At 70.9% G+C, this 16,653-nt stretch carries 19 protein-coding genes; 12 read left to right on the forward strand and 7 right to left on the reverse strand.

Features of this window, described 5'->3' with window-relative positions; translation table 11 throughout:
- Positions 1-41 precede the first annotated feature (41 nt).
- From AB0H86_RS21540 to AB0H86_RS21550, 3 genes are all read left to right on the forward strand, one after another.
- A complete protein-coding gene (locus AB0H86_RS21540; protein ID WP_362440843.1) occupies positions 42-1,013 on the forward strand; it encodes an LLM class F420-dependent oxidoreductase in 972 nt (323 codons plus the stop codon).
- A gap of 105 nt (positions 1,014-1,118) precedes the next feature.
- Positions 1,119-2,150, forward strand: a complete 1,032-nt coding sequence (locus tag AB0H86_RS21545) for a hypothetical protein (RefSeq protein WP_362440846.1) — start codon at positions 1,119-1,121, stop codon at positions 2,148-2,150.
- A 62-nt stretch (positions 2,151-2,212) separates the two neighbouring features.
- Positions 2,213-2,638, forward strand: a complete 426-nt coding sequence (locus AB0H86_RS21550) for an SsgA family sporulation/cell division regulator (protein ID WP_362440849.1) — start codon at positions 2,213-2,215, stop codon at positions 2,636-2,638.
- A gap of 147 nt (positions 2,639-2,785) precedes the next feature.
- Here AB0H86_RS21550 and AB0H86_RS21555 read toward each other — a convergent pair whose 3' ends face one another.
- Positions 2,786-3,265: a DUF6328 family protein gene (locus AB0H86_RS21555; RefSeq protein WP_362440852.1), complete on the reverse strand. Its 480-nt coding sequence runs from the start codon at positions 3,263-3,265 to the stop codon at positions 2,786-2,788.
- Between the two features lie 183 nt (positions 3,266-3,448).
- Here AB0H86_RS21555 and AB0H86_RS21560 point away from each other — a divergent pair, with 183 nt between their 5' ends.
- Both AB0H86_RS21560 and AB0H86_RS21565 read left to right on the forward strand, forming a co-directional pair.
- Positions 3,449-3,871 carry a hypothetical protein gene (locus AB0H86_RS21560; protein WP_362440855.1) on the forward strand — a complete coding sequence of 141 codons (423 nt, stop codon included), beginning with the start codon at positions 3,449-3,451 and terminating at the stop codon, positions 3,869-3,871.
- Between the two features lie 139 nt (positions 3,872-4,010).
- Positions 4,011-4,358: a hypothetical protein gene (locus tag AB0H86_RS21565; RefSeq protein ID WP_362440858.1), complete on the forward strand. Its 348-nt coding sequence runs from the start codon at positions 4,011-4,013 to the stop codon at positions 4,356-4,358.
- A gap of 30 nt (positions 4,359-4,388) precedes the next feature.
- Here the strand turns inward: AB0H86_RS21565 and AB0H86_RS21570 are convergent, their stop codons facing one another.
- Positions 4,389-5,372 carry an aldo/keto reductase gene (locus AB0H86_RS21570; protein ID WP_362440861.1) on the reverse strand — a complete coding sequence of 328 codons (984 nt, stop codon included), beginning with the start codon at positions 5,370-5,372 and terminating at the stop codon, positions 4,389-4,391.
- Between the two features lie 151 nt (positions 5,373-5,523).
- Between AB0H86_RS21570 and AB0H86_RS21575 the strand changes: the two genes are divergently transcribed.
- Entirely contained in the window at positions 5,524-7,215 is a 1,692-nt protein-coding gene (locus tag AB0H86_RS21575) for a cholesterol oxidase substrate-binding domain-containing protein (RefSeq protein WP_362441568.1), read from the forward strand.
- Positions 7,216-7,237: 22 nt separating this feature from the next.
- Here the strand turns inward: AB0H86_RS21575 and AB0H86_RS21580 are convergent, their stop codons facing one another.
- The gene (locus AB0H86_RS21580) at positions 7,238-8,455 is read right to left on the reverse strand and encodes an FAD-dependent monooxygenase (protein ID WP_362440864.1); all 1,218 of its coding nucleotides are present in this window, start codon (positions 8,453-8,455) and stop codon (positions 7,238-7,240) included.
- 175 nt (positions 8,456-8,630) lie between these two features.
- Between AB0H86_RS21580 and AB0H86_RS21585 the strand changes: the two genes are divergently transcribed.
- Complete coding sequence (locus tag AB0H86_RS21585; RefSeq protein ID WP_362440867.1) at positions 8,631-9,083, forward strand: SRPBCC family protein; 453 nt, start codon at positions 8,631-8,633, stop codon at positions 9,081-9,083.
- A 10-nt stretch (positions 9,084-9,093) separates the two neighbouring features.
- Here the strand turns inward: AB0H86_RS21585 and AB0H86_RS21590 are convergent, their stop codons facing one another.
- Together AB0H86_RS21590 and AB0H86_RS21595 are read right to left on the reverse strand one after the other, a co-directional pair.
- Positions 9,094-9,810, reverse strand: a complete 717-nt coding sequence (locus AB0H86_RS21590) for a ribonuclease H (RefSeq protein ID WP_362440870.1) — start codon at positions 9,808-9,810, stop codon at positions 9,094-9,096.
- A gap of 31 nt (positions 9,811-9,841) precedes the next feature.
- A complete protein-coding gene (locus tag AB0H86_RS21595) occupies positions 9,842-10,642 on the reverse strand; it encodes a VOC family protein (RefSeq protein WP_362440873.1) in 801 nt (266 codons plus the stop codon).
- A 162-nt stretch (positions 10,643-10,804) separates the two neighbouring features.
- Here AB0H86_RS21595 and AB0H86_RS21600 point away from each other — a divergent pair, with 162 nt between their 5' ends.
- On the forward strand, positions 10,805-11,722 hold the full coding sequence (locus tag AB0H86_RS21600) for an SGNH/GDSL hydrolase family protein (protein ID WP_362440876.1): 918 nt from the start codon (positions 10,805-10,807) through the stop codon (positions 11,720-11,722).
- Positions 11,723-11,792: 70 nt separating this feature from the next.
- The gene (locus AB0H86_RS21605; RefSeq protein WP_362441571.1) at positions 11,793-12,668 is read left to right on the forward strand and encodes an aminoglycoside phosphotransferase family protein; all 876 of its coding nucleotides are present in this window, start codon (positions 11,793-11,795) and stop codon (positions 12,666-12,668) included.
- A gap of 56 nt (positions 12,669-12,724) precedes the next feature.
- Here AB0H86_RS21605 and AB0H86_RS21610 read toward each other — a convergent pair whose 3' ends face one another.
- The gene (locus tag AB0H86_RS21610; RefSeq protein ID WP_362440880.1) at positions 12,725-13,207 is read right to left on the reverse strand and encodes a VOC family protein; all 483 of its coding nucleotides are present in this window, start codon (positions 13,205-13,207) and stop codon (positions 12,725-12,727) included.
- Between the two features lie 123 nt (positions 13,208-13,330).
- Between AB0H86_RS21610 and AB0H86_RS21615 the strand changes: the two genes are divergently transcribed.
- The 3 genes from AB0H86_RS21615 to AB0H86_RS21625 all read left to right on the forward strand — a co-directional run bounded on the left by AB0H86_RS21615 (position 13,331) and on the right by AB0H86_RS21625 (position 15,912).
- Positions 13,331-14,542 (forward strand): epoxide hydrolase family protein, encoded by a 1,212-nt coding sequence (locus tag AB0H86_RS21615; RefSeq protein ID WP_362440883.1) that lies wholly within the window; start codon positions 13,331-13,333, stop codon positions 14,540-14,542.
- A 126-nt stretch (positions 14,543-14,668) separates the two neighbouring features.
- Positions 14,669-15,307 (forward strand): ATP-dependent Clp protease proteolytic subunit, encoded by a 639-nt coding sequence (locus tag AB0H86_RS21620; RefSeq protein WP_362440886.1) that lies wholly within the window; start codon positions 14,669-14,671, stop codon positions 15,305-15,307.
- A gap of 2 nt (positions 15,308-15,309) precedes the next feature.
- Complete coding sequence (locus AB0H86_RS21625) at positions 15,310-15,912, forward strand: ATP-dependent Clp protease proteolytic subunit (protein WP_362440889.1); 603 nt, start codon at positions 15,310-15,312, stop codon at positions 15,910-15,912.
- 15 nt (positions 15,913-15,927) lie between these two features.
- Here the strand turns inward: AB0H86_RS21625 and AB0H86_RS21630 are convergent, their stop codons facing one another.
- Positions 15,928-16,374, reverse strand: coding sequence for a helix-turn-helix transcriptional regulator (locus AB0H86_RS21630; RefSeq protein ID WP_362440892.1), 447 nt, complete (start codon positions 16,372-16,374; stop codon positions 15,928-15,930).
- Positions 16,375-16,653: the final 279 nt, after the last annotated feature.

Consider the following 16,653-nt stretch of genomic DNA (forward strand, 5'->3'; position numbering starts at 1 on the left):
TCGGTCCGTTTCCCCCACCGCTGACCGGGGACTCAGCCGTTATGGTGCAAATCGGATACACGATGATGACTGAACAAGCCGGCCCCCGTGACCTGGTCGACCACGTGGTCGGGGCCGAGAACGCGGGTTTCGACTTCTCGGTGACCTCGGACCACTACTTCCCGTGGCTGCGTACGCAGGGTCACTCGCCGTACGCGTGGAGTGTGCTGGGAGCCGCCGCCCAGGCGACCTCCCGCATTCCGCTGATGACGTACGTGACGTGTCCGAGCTTCCGCTACCACCCGGCTGTGGTGGCGCAGAAGGCGGCGACGATGCAGCTGCTGTCCGAGGGCCGGTTCCGGCTGGGGCTCGGCTCCGGGGAGAACCTCAACGAGCACGTGGTGGGCGGCGGTTGGCCGGCCGTCGACGTACGGCACGAGATGCTCGAAGAGGCGGTGGAGATCATCCGCGAGCTCTTCGAGGGCCGCCATGTGAACCGTCGCGGTACACACTTCGACGTCGAGTCGGCCCGCCTGTGGGACCTGCCGGACCAGCCGCCGCCGATCGGTATCGCCGTCTCCGGCGAGCAGTCCTGCTCCCTCGCGGGCCGGCTGGCCGACCTGGTGATCGCCACCGAGCCCAAGGCGGGCCTCCTGGACGCCTTCGACCGGCACGGCGGCCAGGGCAAGCCGCGGGTGGGCCAGCTGCCGGTGTGCTACGACACCGACCGGGACGCGGCCGTCAAGCGCGCCCACTCCCAGTTCCGCTGGTTCGGCAACGGCTGGAAGGTCAACTCCGAGCTGCCGCACCCGGATTCGTTCGACTCGGCCACCCAGTTCGTCACGCCCGACGATGTCGCCCGCTCGATCCCGTGCGGCGACGACCCGGAGGACTTCGTCGAGGCGGTACGGCCGTACGCCGAGGCGGGGTTCACCGAGATCGCCCTGGTGCAGATCGGCGGCGAGTCCCAGCCCGAGTACCTGGACTGGTCGGCGAAGACGCTGCTGCCCGCGCTGCACGACGCGCTGGACTGACGGCACGGGGGCCGCCCGGGCGCCACCGCTGGGTGCAATAGGCTTCCGAACCGCACCAGGAACCGCACCAGCGCAGTTCGACCAGCCTGCCCAGGAGAGTCACCCGTGACACTGTCGATCGTCCCGTCCGAGGCGCCCCCCGTGCCCCTGTCCGACCTCGTGGCGCGGGACGCGCGCGAGTTCGGCGTCTACGCGCGCACCGGAGGATGGGCCTTCGGCCTGATGGTGGCGCGCAGCGTGCGGCCCGGCGGCCAGGGCGCGGACGAGACGCCGAAGGTGTCGGCGAAGGAGTTCGCCGAACTGGCCGGCTGCTCGCCGGAGCGTGTCATGCGCTACTACAAGGCGTGGGACCGGGCCGCCGACGACGGTCTCGTCCCGCAGTTCGAGGCGCTGACGCCTGGCCAGGAGGTGGAGCTGCCGGACGCCGACGTGTGGCTCGGTTACTACGTCTCCCGCAACAGCGCCACCTCCGAGCGGGGCACCGCCATCACGGAGGCGGCCGAGGCCGAGGGCATCCGGCCGACCAAGGCGCTGGAGGTCGCCGAGAACCCGACCGCGCTGCGCGCCGCGATCCTCGCCGACCCCTCCACCGCCCGGGCGGCCCGCCAGGCCCTGCTGGACCGGGTCCGCGAAGACCCCGAGCTGCAGGCAGAGTTGGCCCGGGACGTGGTCCGCACCGACGACCTGAAGAAGGCCGTCGCCACCGAGAGCAGGTCCGCCGACCGGATCGGATACGTCCGCCAGATCGCCGAGTCGGGCCAGGTCAAGACCCCCGCGGGGCAGACCATCGACGCGCCCGTCGACGTCCGCCAGGAGGCCGAACGACACCTGTCCCTCCTCGACGAACTGGAGGAGGACGAGGACACCGGCGAGTGGGCCACGGAGGCCTACGACACGATGAAGTCGCTCGTCTTCGAGGCGGTGGAGTCCGATCCCGAGCTGCGCGTCCAGGAACGGCGGACGAAGTTCTACAGCAGCCTGCAGCGGGCGACCAAGGTGTTCGAGGAGCTCACCTTCGACGACGCCCAGGAGTTCTACGAGGACGACATGGTCCAGCAGCTGGAGGAACTCCAGCAGGCCATCGCCTCCTGCATCACCTCGCTGCGCGGAGCTCGCGGGAATCACCCGGAAGGCTGAGCATCTTGCGCGCGATGGGGGTACTAGAGGGCTCTACGACTGTTCTCCCCGGAGGCCCTCCCGTGAACTCGTTCGTCCACAAGACGCTTGTCGTGCAGCTTCAGGCGGGTGCCGCCGAGCGCTGCCCGGTGCTCGCCCACCTCAGCTACGACGCGGCGGACCCGTTCGCCGTCACCGCGCTGTTCAGCCATGACGGCCGGGTGCTCGCGCGGTGGCGGCTGGACCGGGAGATGCTCACCGAGGGCCTGCGGCAGCCGGTCGGGGTGGGGGACGTGCGGATGCGGCCGGCGTCGACCGGCATGTGGGAGGAACTGCGCGTCGAGTTCCTCGGCGACACCCGCCCCGACGGCGGCCGCCAGCGCGCCGTGGTGTTCGCGTGGGCTCCGGCGATCGCGGCCTTCCTGCGGGAGACCCGGGAGGTCGTGACGCCCGGCCGGGAGCAGGTCCGGATCGACGACTTCCTCCAGGACGTCCTCGCGGGCGGCTGACGCGCGGCGCGGGTCAATGGCCGTCCTGCTCGTGCCGGAGGGGCGTCCGTGGTGATCGGTGGCCAGGCGGCGGACCCTTCCTGGCCACCCGGACCGACTGCTGCCCGGCCGGCCGCCCGCACGCCCGTCGGCTCGACGCACTCGGAGTCACTTCGTCGTATGGCGCTGCCGGACCAGCAACGGCACGAAGAACCAGCACAGCAGGTACCAGGCGACCACTCCGGTGACCAGCCACGGCACGTAGTCGTCGTGCGTGGCCACCCGAAGGACCAGCAGCAGCGCCGACGTCATGGTGGCGAGCAGCAGCACCAGGCCGACGAAGGTCAACCGTGAAGCCCACTCCACCGACTGCGGCTTGACCCGCCGACCGGACACCAGACGGTGCAGGGACACGGGACCGATCAGCGCGCCGGTGGCGCAGGCGCCCAGCACGACCGTCACGATGTAGATGGCCTTGTCCGGGTCGGCCAGGCTCGCGTACTTCGGTGTGAACACGACGGTCAGCAGGAAGCCGAACAGGATCTGCACGCCCGTCTGGGCGACCCTGACCTCCTGGATGAGCTCTCCCCACTTGCGGTCGGCTCTCTCCTCCTCCGTCTCGTCGCGTCCCGTGTTGGTGGTGCCCACTTCTTTCCCGCTGGCCGACAACTTTCCTCCCCGCTCGATCGAACCTCGCTTCGTTCTTGTGCACCGGGTTCCCTCTTTTACGCCTTCTTGACCTGTTACACCTTCTTGACCGATCGTGAGGGCCGCAGAAAGGCTGTGTGACGGAACGTGTTTGCGACGGAGGCGAACGGCAAACCGGTTCCCATGACGGAATCGGACAAGGAAACGACCAAGAAGACCGCCGCCATCACCGCCGCCAAGGCCCGGCAGAGCACGGACCAGGCGACGGCCCCGGCGACACGGACCGCGCGGACAGCCGCATCCAAGACCGACGAGGCGGCCTCGGCCGCGAAGGCGGGCGCACAGCGGGCGGCAGACGCGACCAGCACGGCCGCGCACACCGCGGCCAAGAGCGTGGAGGTGGGGCGCCAGGCGATCGTCTCGGCCTCGGGCCAGGTGGCCGCGGGCGCGAAGACGGCATGGACGGTGCTCAGCCACCGCAAGCTCGTCGCAGCGGGCCTCGGCGCCGGTCTGACCGCACTGGGCGCCGTGTCCTTCGCGGCGGGCCGCCGCACCGAGCGCCACACCCAGGGGCCGGTCACCCGCCTGACCGGCGGCCGCTTCTGAGCGGTGGGCCTCGGCCGGCCGGGCGACTGTTTCAGCGATCAACGGACGGTTACACGGACCGCGGGACGGATGGCGTGGCGGCTCAGGCCGGCACGCCTCCGCCCGTCCGACGCCGACCATCCGAGGAGTCCCGTTGACCATGTCCGACACCGAGCTCACTGTCACACTCAGCGGCGGCAGCACCGCCGACGCACGGGCGGTCGTGCGGGCCCTGGAGCCCGCCTTCGGCTCCGCGCGGGAACTGCCCGCCGACAAGAACGCCACGGTCCACACGGCCACGTTCGACAGCGATACGGCCGACGGGTCGGCCCCGGTCGCACCGGGCACCGCCGATCACCTGTCCGCGCCGGTGACCGTCACCGTGCAGGGCACACCGCAGGCCGTGGAGAAGGCGAGCAGCACACTGGCCCAGGTCTTCCCCACGCGCGACCAGGGGTCGGCCTCGGGCGACCAGGAGCAGGAGAGGCAGCTGCTGCTGGAGCCCTGAGCCCTGGACCGCCGGGGCCGTCCAGGCGTCCTACCAGCGGGCTTCCACCTGCTCCTTGATCCTCCGGTCGTAGAGGTCGCCGATCGCGGTGAGCGTCGCCTCGGACAGCTCGGGCAGCTTGGCGGCCCTCGCGTTGGCGCGGGCCTGCTCGGGCGAGCGGGCGCCGGGGATCACGCTGGTGACACCCGGCTGCTGGATGATCCAGCGCAGCGCCAGCTGGGCCGGGGTGTATCCCTCCGGGGCGAGCGCGGCGAACTCTGCGGCGGCCTCGACGCCCGTCGCGTAGTCCACGCCGGCGAAGGTCTCCCCCACGTCGAAGGCCTCGCCGTGCCGGTTGTAGGCGCGGTGGTCGTTCTCGGGGAACACCGTGTCCTTGGTGTACTTGCCCGACAGCAGGCCCGAGGCCAGCGGGACCCTGGCGATGACGCCGACGCCGGCCTGCCGGGCCGCGGGAAGCACCTGGCGCAGGGGCTTCACGCGGAACGGGTTCAGGATGATCTGCACGCTCGCCACACCCGGCCGCGCGATGGCGGTCAGAGCGTCCGCACAGGTCTCCACGCTGACGCCGTACGCGGCGACGCGCTCCTCCTCGACCAGGGTGTCGAGGGCGTCGAAGACCTCGTCGGTGGAGTAGACGGACGTCGGCGGGCAGTGCAGCTGCACCAGGTCGATACGGTCGACGCCGAGGTTGCGGCGTGAACGGTCGTTCCAGGCACGGAAGTTGTCGAGGACGTAGTTCTCCGGGATCTGGTCGGCACGGCGGCCCATCTTCGTCGCGACCAGCACATGCAGGTCGGGGCGTCCGCCCAGGAAGGCGGCGATGGACTGCTCACTGCGTCCGTCGCCGTACACGTCGGCCGTGTCGAAGAAGGTCACCCCCGACTCGGCCGCCGCCTCCAGCACCGCCACGGCTTCCTTGTCGTCGACGTCTCCCCAGTCGGCGCCGAGTTGCCAGGTGCCGAGGCCGACGACGGATGCGTGCTGTTGCGACCTACCGAATGTGCGCTCGTCCATGGCGCCAGTCTGTCATCCGTCAGGAAGGCCCACGGAACGGGTCGCTCCGACCGGTGACACCTGAGCCTTTCACCCACACGAGTGAATCACCTGGACATGGGGCATGCACGCGTCAACGGACACCTAGCGTGAGTCCGTGACTGATCGTTCAATGAGCGTGCCCTGGACCCGCCGCGGTTTCCTGCGGTCCGCCGCCGCCCTGGCCGCCGTACCCGTGCTGGTGGCGGCGGACCCGGCACAGGCCGCCCAGGAGCTGCCGGACTTCCCGGCCGGGGTCGCCCTGTACCACTCGGCGTACCGGAACTGGGTCGGCGAGATCACCGCCGACGGACTGTGGGCCTGTGCGCCGACCGGCCCGGGCCAGGCGGTCGCCGTCGTCAACTGGGCCTGGCGGCACGGCTGGACGGTACGCCCCCGGGGTTCCTCGCACGGCTGGTCCCCGCTGACGATCACGGAGGGGACGGCGTCGGACGCGCCCGTCCTCCTGGTCGACACCGCCTCCCATCTCACCGGCCTGTCCCTGGAGTCCGGGACCTCCGTACGCGCCGGCACCGGTGTCACGCTGGAGGCACTGCTCACCTATCTGGAGGAGCACGGCCTCGGGGTCACCGCCGCGCCCGCTCCCGGGGACCTCACCCTGGGCGGGGCGCTGGCGATCGACGCGCACGGCACCGCCGTACCGGCCCACGGCGAACGGCGGCCGCCCGGGCACACGTACGGCTCGCTCAGCAATCTCGTGCTGTCGCTGACCGCCGTGGTGTGGGACGCGGACAGCGACGCGTACGTCCTGCGTACCTTCCGCCGCGACGAGGCGGACTGCGCGGCGCTGGTCACCCACCTCGGCCGGGCCCTGGTCACCGAGGTGGTGCTGCGCGTGGGCGCGAACACCAACCTGCGGTGCGTGAGCCGTACGGACATCCCGGCCGGCGAGCTGTTCGCCGCGCCCGGCAGCGACGGCCGTACCCTCGCCCGCTACCTGGAGGAGGCCGGGCGCATCGAGGCGATCTGGTTCGCCTTCACCGAGTTCCCGTGGCTGAAGGTGTGGAGCGTGGCACCGACACGGCCGTTGACCTCACGGCGGGTGACGTCGCCGTACAACTACCCGTTCTCCGACACCATTCCGACGCCGGTGGCGGAGCTGGCCGGGCGGATGGTCTCGGACGGGGCCTGGTATCTGGCGCCGGTGCTCGGCAACGCGCAGTACGACGCGGCCGCGCTGGGGCTCGTGGCGACGCTGTCCGCCGACATCTGGGGGCCGTCCAAGAACACGCTGCTCTACGTCAGACCCACCACGCTGCGGGTGACCGCGAACGGCTACGCGGTGCTCACGACCAGGGGTCAGGTGCAGCGTGTCGTCGCCGAGTTCACCTCCTTCTACCGGGAGCGGCTCGCGGCGTACGCGGCCCAGGGGCGTTTCCCGGTCAACGGCACGGTCGAGATCCGGGTGACCGGTCTGGACGATCCGGCCGACACGGAGCTGGACGGAGCCCGGGCCCCGCTGCTGTCGGCGCTGCGGCCCAGCGAGGAGCATCCCGAGTGGGACACCGCCCTCTGGCTGGACGTGCTGACCCTGCCGGGCACACCGCACGCGGAGGCGTTCCTGCGCGAACTGGAACGGTTCCTGTTGCGGACGTACGACGGCGGGCACGCCCTCACCCGGGTCGAGTGGTCCAAGGGCTGGGCGTACACCGACGAGGGGGTGTGGGACGACGACGAGGTGATCGGTACGTCGGTGCCCGCCTCGTTCGGCGAGGCGGTGTGGGGGCAGGCGGCCGGGACGCTGGACCGGCTCGACCCGCACCGTGTCTTCGACAACGCCTTCCTGGACCGCCTGTTCCGATGAGATCCATCCGAGACCGGGAGAGTCACTTGCGGGAGGCCAGTGCCCGCGCGTGCACGGTCCGCGCCACCTTCGGCCCCAGCCAGCGCTTGAACCGGCGCAACGTCTCCAGCTGCCCGGCGACCCTGTCCATCCGGTAGTACAGCTGCGGCGCGACGTACGGCAGCAGGGGCGAGTGGCGCTGGCCGAGCAGGGCGAACATCTGGTCCGGGGGCAGCCGGATGTAGCGGGGCAGGTTCTCGTACCACTGGGCGCTGTAGCGGGCCGCGCTCTGGATGGGGAGGAGGGCCTGCTTGCGTTCCCGCTCGTAGTGGGCGAGGGCCTGCGGGAGGGCGGCGTGCTCGTGCAGCGCTCCGGCCAGGGCGATCGCGTCCTCCAGGGCGAGGGTGGTTCCGGCGCCGACGGAGTAGTGCGTGGTGTGGGCCGCGTCGCCGAGCAGGACGAGGTTGTCGTGGTGCCAGGTCCGGTTGGTGAGGGTACGGAAGTTCAGCCACTGGGCGCCCCCCTGGCCCGAGGAGCGGCCGATCAGGGCGTGCCCGTCGAGCACGTCGGCGAAGAGCTTCTCCAGGAGGGCGAGTCCGTCGGCCTCGTCGGCCCGGTCCAGCCCGAGTCCGGCCCAGGTCTCGGGGGCGCACTCCACCACGCAGGTGCTGCGCTCGGGGCTGAAGGCGTAGCCGTAGCACCAGATCCAACCGTGGTCGGTCTCGACGAAGGCGAAGGTGAAGGCGTCGAAGACCTTGGTGGTGCCGAGCCAGATGTACTGGTCGCGGCCGGCCCTGATCTCCTCGCCGAAGCGGTCGGCGTGTCCGGTGCGCAGCGCGCTGCGCACACCGTCGGCCGCCACCACCAGATCGGCTTCGGGAAGGTTCCGGTCCGTCACCTCGTGCTCGAACTCCAGCCGTACGCCGAGGGACCGGGCTCGTCCGGCGAGGATCTCCAGCAGACGGTGCCGGCCGATGCCGAAGCCCTCGTCGCCCGGGTGTCGCGTGGCGGTGTCCCGGACATGGGCGACGCCGTGGTTCCAGCGCACCGAGTGTTCCTCGACGGCGCGGGCCGACTCGGGGTCGTGCGTGTGCAGTTTGTCGAGCAGTCCGCGCCAGTAGGTCACGCCCCAGCCGTAGGTCGATCCCTCCGGGTCGCGTTCGTGGACCGTGATGTCGTGGGAGGGATCCTGCCGCTTCAGCAGGATCGACAGATACAGCCCGGCGGGCCCGCCACCGACACAGGCGACCTTCACGCGCACCCCTACTTCTCGTCTCGATTACCCAATGCGGTCGATCGGCAACGCAGGGTAGCAGGAGAAGAATCGGGACGTGGGCTCGCGGACGATCACCGCCGGACGATCTCCGGTTGGTTTGCACCGCAGGTCACGGGTACCCGCGCTGGACCATCCGACGAGACGAAGGAGGCGATGACCTGTGTCGCAGGTCGAGGAATCCATCGAGGTCGGTGTCCCCGTGCACACGGCCTACAACCAGTGGACCCAGTTCGAGTCGTTCCCCGAGTTCATGGACGGGGTGGAGCGCATCGAGCAGCGTACGGACACACTCACGCACTGGGTGACCAGCGTGAACGGGGTGCACCGGGAGTTCGACGCGGAGATCACGGAGCAGGTCCCGGACGAGCGGGTCGCCTGGACCACGATCGCGGGCGAGGCCCGGCAGGCGGGTGCGGTGACGTTCCACCGGCTCGACGAGCAGCACACCAAGGTGATGCTGCAGATGGACTTCCATCCCGACAGCGTCACCGAGAAGGTCGGTGACAAGCTCGGGTTCGTGAAGCGTCAGACCAAGGGAGACCTGGAACGCTTCAAGAAGTTCATCGAGGAGCGCGGCCGGGAGACCGGGGAGTGGCGCGGCGTGGTGGTGTAACCGCCGAGCGCTATCCGGCGGCCGCCGTACGGCACTCCGGATGGCCCCAGCCCTGATCGTTCTTGGCGATGGGTTCCCCGGCCGCGTACGGGCGTCCACAGACGCAGCGGCCGGGGAACTTCGCGTTGATGGTCCGTGCGGAGCCACCGCGCCCGCCGGACGCCGTGGTTCCGGCCTTGGCTCCACCCGATCGTGCCCGCGGGGCGCGGGCCGCGGGCTTGTCCGGTGCGGCCGGCGGCTGAGGCGAACCGAGGCCGCTGCCCGCGGGTTCCTGCACGATCGCGGCGTGGCTCGCGGCGCGGTCCGCGAAGTCGTTGAGCCGGTCCCCGTCGACCTGGTGGGCGGGCACGTAACGGAACTCGACGGAGCGTCCGTCGAGCAGTTCGTCGATGCGGACCACCAGGTCCTGGTTGGCGACCGGTTTACCGGCGGACGTCTTCCAGCCGTTGCGCTTCCAGCCGGGCAGCCAGGTGGTGACGGCCTTCATCGCGTACTGGGAGTCCATCCGGACCTCCAGCGGCACATCCGGGTCGGTCGACGCCAACAGCCGTTCCAGAGCGGTCAGTTCGGCCACGTTGTTGGTGGCCTTGCCGAGCGGCCCCGCCTCCCACCGGGTCGGGCTCTCCGACTCGTCGGCGACCACCCAGGCCCAGGCCGCCGGCCCGGGGTTTCCCTTCGAAGCCCCGTCACACGCGGCCACCACACGTTCATGCATGCGCCCGATCATGCCATGGCCGCGCGAGGCGTCCGGACGTCCGTCAGGAGACGTCCGCGATCTTTGGCATCTCCCCGGCCGTCGTCGTGACGTCGATCACCGAGAAGCTCGCGCCCTGCGGGTCGCTGAGGGCGGCGAAGCGGCCGAACGGGGTGTCCATCGGGCCGAACCGGAGGACACCGCCGAGCTTGGTGGCGCGGGCGACGGCGTCGTCGCAGTTGTCGACGCTGAAGTAGACGTTGACGTACGGCGGCACCTCCGGCGGGAAATCCTCCGTCATCTTCATACGGCCGAGGACCGTGTTGCCCTCGATCTCGAACATGTGGAAGTCCACCGCGTCGTCCTGCATCCGCTTCGCGGTGTAGGGGAAGACGGCCGGGAAGAACGCGTCCGACTTCTCGGGCTGCCGGGTGAAGACCTCGGCCCAGCAGTACGCGCCGGGCTGCTCGGGCGGCGCCTCGAACCCCTCGTGGGTCCCCGCCTGCCATACGCCGAAGACGACGCCACTGGGGTCGCGGGCCAGGCACATGGTGCCGAAGTCGCCCACCTGCATCGGCTCCATCAGGACCTCGCCGCCGTTCTCACGGATCTTGCGGGCGGTGGCCGTCGCGTCGGGGGACGCGAGATACAGGCACCACTGCGACTGCCCTTCCTGGCCCGGCATCGGCGGTACGACAGCGGCGACCGCCTTTCCGTCGACGTACGCCTGGGTGTAGTTGCCGAACTCCGACGACGCCTCGCCGAAGGTCCAGCCGAGGACGTCACCGTAGAAGCTCTTCGCTCCCTCGACGTCGCTGAACATCGCATCGGCCCAACAGGGGGTTCCCTCAGGTTGTACGGCCATGACCACGGCCCTCTCCCGATCGGTGAATGGTCCGGTTTCTCACGCTAGTCATCCGCCCGCCGGGCCGCGCGCCGAACGAGTCGGTTCGCCGCGCTCTTCCTCCCGGGACCCGGCTGTGCTTGCCTGGGGAGCCGTTTCGCCGGCCGGGACGGGAGTGGTCGCATGCGCGGGGCGTGGATCGTGGGGGTACTGCTCACCGGGCTGCTGCTCGGCGCGTGCACGGACCCGGCGTCCGGCCCGGAGGTACCGCCGCCCTCCCCGGACCTGCCGTCGACGGCCACCGAGCACCGACGGCCGGCCGTCACCCCGCGCCCCACCTCCCGCGCCCCCGCGCACACGCCCACCGTGCTGTACCTCGGCGACTCGCTGGCGATGGAGAACCAGCGGGTCCTCGGCCAGGAGTTACGGAGGGACCTGGGCGCGAGATACACCAGCGCGCCCTATTCGGGGACCACGTTGTGCGACTACCTGGAGGGCACCGGGGCGCGTTCCCTGGTGCCGGACCGGGACAAGGCGGCCGCCCTGGTCCGCGCGTCGCACCCGGACTTCGTGGTCCTGCAGTTCTGGGGCAACGCGTGGGGCTACACCTGGTGCATGGACGGCATCACGTACGCGGATTCCCGCACCGCGTACTTCGCGCGGTACGCGGCCGACGCCGAGCGGCTCACGAAACAGATCGCGGCGGCCGGCGGGGCGAAGCGGCCCCGGATCGTGTGGGTGTCGCAGGGCCCAGACCCGCTCACCCCCGACCGGGTCCGCCGGGTGAACACCCTCTACGAGCATCAGGCCGCGGCCTCGGGCGACCTCGTCGTCGACGCGGGCCGGGCGGTGAGCCCCGCCGGTGCCCGCCAGACCTGGGTCCAGTACCTGCCGTGCACCGAGTACGAGCACGACCACCCCGACTACTGCACCCAGCCCGACCGCGACCGCACCGCCCTTCATCTCGACAAGGACTACCTGCACTTCTGCCTGGCGCCCACCACGTCCACGCCCCGGCCGTGTCCGGTTCGTTCACCCGGCATCCTCCGCATCGCCCGCGAGATCACCCGGGCGATCGGAGAACGGGCCGGCGAGCCGTGAGCGCGGCGGCAAATCCCTTCGACACAGGGGCGGTCGATCCGCTGGGATGAGCCGCGTGTGTGCCATGAAGATGCGAGAGGGCGAGGCGGACATCGATGTCCCGCTCGTCCGACGGCTGATCGCCGAACAGTTTCCGCGGTGGGCGGGGCTGCCCGTCGAGCGCCTGGAGTCCTCGGGGACCGAGAACGCCATGTTCCGGCTCGGTGCGGACCTGGTCGTACGGCTCCCCCGGCATCCCGGCGCGGTCGAGGACGTGCGGCACGAGCAGCGCTGGCTGCCCCGGCTCGGCCCGCGGCTGCCCTTCGCCACGCCCGAACCGCTCGCCCTGGGCGGCCCCGGCACGGGGTTCGCGTGGCCCTGGTCCGTGTACCGCTGGCTGGAGGGCGGCAACCCGGTCGTCGGCGCCCTGACGGAGCCGGAGCTGCTCGCCAAGGACCTCGCAGCGTTCGTCGGTGCCCTGCGCCGGATCGATCCCGACGGCGGGCCGCCCGGCTATCGGGGTGCCCCGCTGGCGGCCCGGGACGAGGAGATGCGTGCGGCTCTGGCCCAGTTGGAGGGCAGGGTGGACACCGCGGCGGTGACGGCCCGGTGGGAGGAGGCACTGCGCGCCCCGGAGTACGCCGGGCCGCCCGTCTGGGCGCATGGCGACCTCATGGCCGGCAATCTCCTGGTCACGGGCGGGCGGCTGACCGGCGTGATCGATTTCGGCACCGTGGGTGTGGGTGATCCGGCCGTCGATCTGATCACCGCGTGGTGCCTGCTGCCGGCCACGGCCCGCGGCCTGTTCCGTGAGGCGGTGGACGTGGACGAGGCCGAGTGGGCGCGCGGTCGGGGCTGGGCACTGTCGATCGCGGCGATCGCGCTGCCGTACTACTGGCACACCAATCCGCCGGTGGCGGAGAACTCACGGCATGTGATCGGGGAGGTCCTGGCCGAGGCGGGCTGACGACATGTGGCCACGGTGCCCCCCGTGCACCGCGGCCACTCCCCCGCACCGGGACCTCACTCGCCCGCGTAGACCTTCTCCAGGGTGGCGATGTCGAACTTGCCCATCGCCATGAAGGCCTTGGTCGTACGGGCCGCCTTCTCCTGGTCCGGGTCGCTGATCATGTCGATCAGGTGCTCGGGGACGACCTGCCAGGACAGGCCGTACTTGTCCTTGAGCCAGCCGCAGGGACCGGGCTCGCCGCCGCCCTCGGTGAGCTTGGTCCAGTAGTAGTCGATCTCCTCCTGATCGGCGCAGAAGATCTGGAAGGAGACCGACTCGTTGAACTTGAACTGCGGGCCGCCGTTCAGCGCGACGAACTTCTGGCCGTTGGCCGTGAACTCCACGGCCAACACGGAGCCGGCCGGGCCCGCTCCTCCCTCGACGTTGCGGCCGACGCGTTCGATGCTGGAGTTCTTGAAGATCGACACGTAGTAGTGGGCGGCTTCCTCGGCCTGGCCGTCGAACCAGAGACACGTGGTGAATCCGTCGGTGGTCATGGGTCCTCCTGGGCGTGTGGAACACGGTCACCTGTGTCGACCGATCCTGGCCCCGGAACTCATCGGTCGCGCGGGCGATTAATCCAGGTGGCTGCTACACCGTTCGCAATTAGCATCGCGACCATGACGTTCTCGCCCGCCCACAGCGGCATACGGCCCTTCCGCATCGACATTCCGCAGAGCGAACTGGACGACCTGCACGACCGCCTCGACCGGAACCGGTGGCCGGACGAGCTGCCCGGGGTGGGCTGGGCGTACGGCGTTCCGTCTGGCTACCTGCGCGACCTGGTGCGGTACTGGCGACACGAGTACGACTGGCGGGCGGCCGAGGCGCGGCTGAACGAGTGGCCGCAGTTCACCACCGAGATCGACGGCGCGCAGGTGCACTTCGCGCACATCCGCTCGCCCGAGCCCGACGCCACCCCGCTGGTCATCACGCACGGCTGGCCGGGGTCGATCGTCGAGTTCCTCGACATCGTCGGCCCGCTGACGGACCCGGCCGCGCACGGCGGTGACCCCGCCGACGCCTTCCACCTCGTGCTGCCGAGCATTCCCGGCTTCGGGTTCTCCGGGCCCACCCGGGAAACAGGCTGGGAGGCGCGCCGGATCGCCGACGCGTGGGTCGAGCTGATGACGCGCCTCGGCTACGAGCGGTTCGGCGCCCAGGGCGGCGACTGGGGCGCGGGCATCTCCCGGGAACTGGGCCGGGTCCACCCCGACCGGGTCATCGGCATCCACCTCAACCTGCTGCCCGGCGCGCAGGCCGCCACCGAGCCGACACCCGAGGAACTGCGGGCGCTGAGCCCCGAGGAACGGGAGCGCACGCTCACCTCGTGGGGCCGGTGGGCCGAGTGGTTCCGGGACGGGACGGGCTACTTCCACGTGCAGTCCACCCGGCCGCAGACCCTGTCGTACGCGCTCACGGACTCGCCGGTCGGCCAACTCGCCTGGATCGTCGAGAAGTTCCAGGAGTGGACGGACTCCGAGGAGCTGCCCGAGGAGGCCGTCGACCGGGACCTGATGCTGACGAACGTGATGCTGTACTGGCTGACGGGCACGGCGGGTTCGTCCGCCCGCGTGTACTACGAGCGCGCCCACGCCCAGGGGGAACGGATCGCCGCTCCGACCGAGCCCTCGACCGCGCCGACCGCGGTGGCCTCCTTCCCCGGCGACCCTCAGATCCCCCTGCGCCACAAGGCGGAGCGGACGGAGAACATCGTGCGCTGGACGGAGCTCGACCGGGGCGGGCACTTCGCGGCGATGGAGGAGCCGGACCTGCTGGTGGGCGACGTACGGGCGTTCTTCCGGCAGCTGCGTGAGAAGGGCGTCGGCTGACGCGGTAGGGCCTCGGCGGTCCGCTCTGCCCGCAGCGAATCTGCCGCGGGCAGAGAATCCGTATGCGGGCACCGTCCGAGGTCAAGAGTGGAGTCGACGGCATCCCCGCCACCACGAGGAGAACCGATGACTTCACTCGCCACGCTCGCTCCGCGGGCCGAGGAGGGCGACACCCCTCCCTCCCGCTTCGACGACCACCTGGCCACCCAACTGCTCGGGCAGCGCATCGTCCTGCTGGGCACCCAGGTCGACGAGGTCTCCGCGAACCGGGTCTGCACCCAGCTGCTGATCCTGTCCGCGGAGGACCCGCGCACCGACATCAGCCTGTACGTCAACAGCCCGGGCGGCTCGGTGCACGCGGGCCTGGCCATCTACGACACCATGCGGCTGATCCCGAACGACGTCTCCACGCTCGCCATGGGCTTCGCGGCGAGCATGGGCCAGTTCCTGCTCAGCGTCGGCGCCCCCGGCAAGCGCTACGCGCTCCCCAACGCGCGGATCATGATGCACCAGCCGTCGGCGGGCATCGGCGGCACCACCGCGGACATCGAGATCCAGGCGGAGAACCTGGAGCACACCAAGCGGACCATCGAGCGGATCACCGCGGAGCACACCGGTCAGAGCCCGGAGACCATCTCCCGGGACGGCGACCGCGACCGCTGGTTCACGGCCGAACAGGCCCGGGAGTACGGCATGGTGGACCGGGTCGTGGAGTCCCTCGCGGACGTCCGCCCGGCCGCCTCGAAGCGACGGATGGGGCTGTGACCATGGGGAGCTACACGATTCCGAACGTCGTCGAGCGGACCCCGCAGGGCGAGCGGTCGTACGACGTGTTCAGCAGGCTCCTGTCGGAGCGGATCATCTTCCTCGGCACCGAGATCGACGACGGCGTGTCGAACGTCGTCATCGCGCAGCTCCTCCATCTGGAGTCGTCGGCGCCGGAGAGCGAGATCGCGATCTACATCAACTCGCCCGGCGGATCGTTCACTTCACTGATGGCGATCTACGACACGATGACGTACGTCCAGGCGCCGATCTCGACGTTCTGCGTCGGACAGGCGGCCTCCACGGCGGCCGTCCTGCTGGCCGGAGGGGATCCCGGGCGGCGGTTCGTCCTTGAGCACGCGCGGGTGCTGCTCGGGCAGCCGGCCAGCGGCGGACGGCAGGGCACGGTGTCCGATCTCGCCCTCCAGGCCAAGGAGATGGTCCGGATCCGCGCCCAGGTCGAGGAGGTGCTGGCCCGCCACACGCACCACGACATCGCGACGCTGCGCGCGGACATGGACCGCGACAAGGTGTTCACAGCGCAGGAAGCCGTGGCATACGGGCTGGCCGACGAGGTGGTGAGCCGGCGCCTCGTCGGAGTCTGAGGCGCCGGCAGTCGCTCAGGCGGCCAGGCAGAGCCCGTTGTACGGCGTGCCCGACGCCCTGCGACCGGTGTGCCGCTGTCGGCTGAGCTCTCCGTGGGCCAGCGACAGCAGGTCGCCGAGCCCCAGGCCGAGAGCGTGGGCGGCGGCCGCGAGGACCTCCGAGGAGGCCTCCTTGCGGCCGCGCTCGACCTCCGAGAGGTACGGCATGGAGATCCGGGCCGCGTCGGCGACGTCCTTGAGGGTGCGGTCCTGGGCGAGGCGTTCGCGGCGCAGGACGTCACCGACCAGGTCGCGCCACAGGGGTTCCTTCGGCGCGCGGGGTTCGAGGGGAGCGGGGGCCGGCGGCGCCTGGCGGGGCGGGGACGCGGCGGGGCGTTCGGACGCGGGGCGGGCGTTCCCCGGGCGCGCGGCAGGCGGGCGCAGGGGAATCACGCGGGCTTGGTTCGGCGCTTGGTTGCTCACGTCTTCAGACTAGGTTTTCTGGACCACGCAGGGCCGGGCATTCCGCCCTGGGTGGAATCACGGCTCGGTGCGGCAGAGCCGAGGGACGCCCTCCTCGGCCCTCGCTCCGCGGAACCGGTACCGCTCCTTTTCAGCCAGATGGCGCAGCGGCCCCGGCAGTCAGAGACTCGACGGCGAGAGCGCGCGGCGGGCCGGCCCCTCGGCCTCCGGGCCCGCCCGCCTCATCTCCGAGGTGTTCCCACGGGATCGGTCACGCCGACAGGCATCCGCGCTCGCGGC

Origin of the sequence: Streptomyces sp. NPDC050997 (assembly GCF_040660135.1) — a bacterium.
GTDB lineage: Bacteria > Actinomycetota > Actinomycetes > Streptomycetales > Streptomycetaceae > Streptomyces.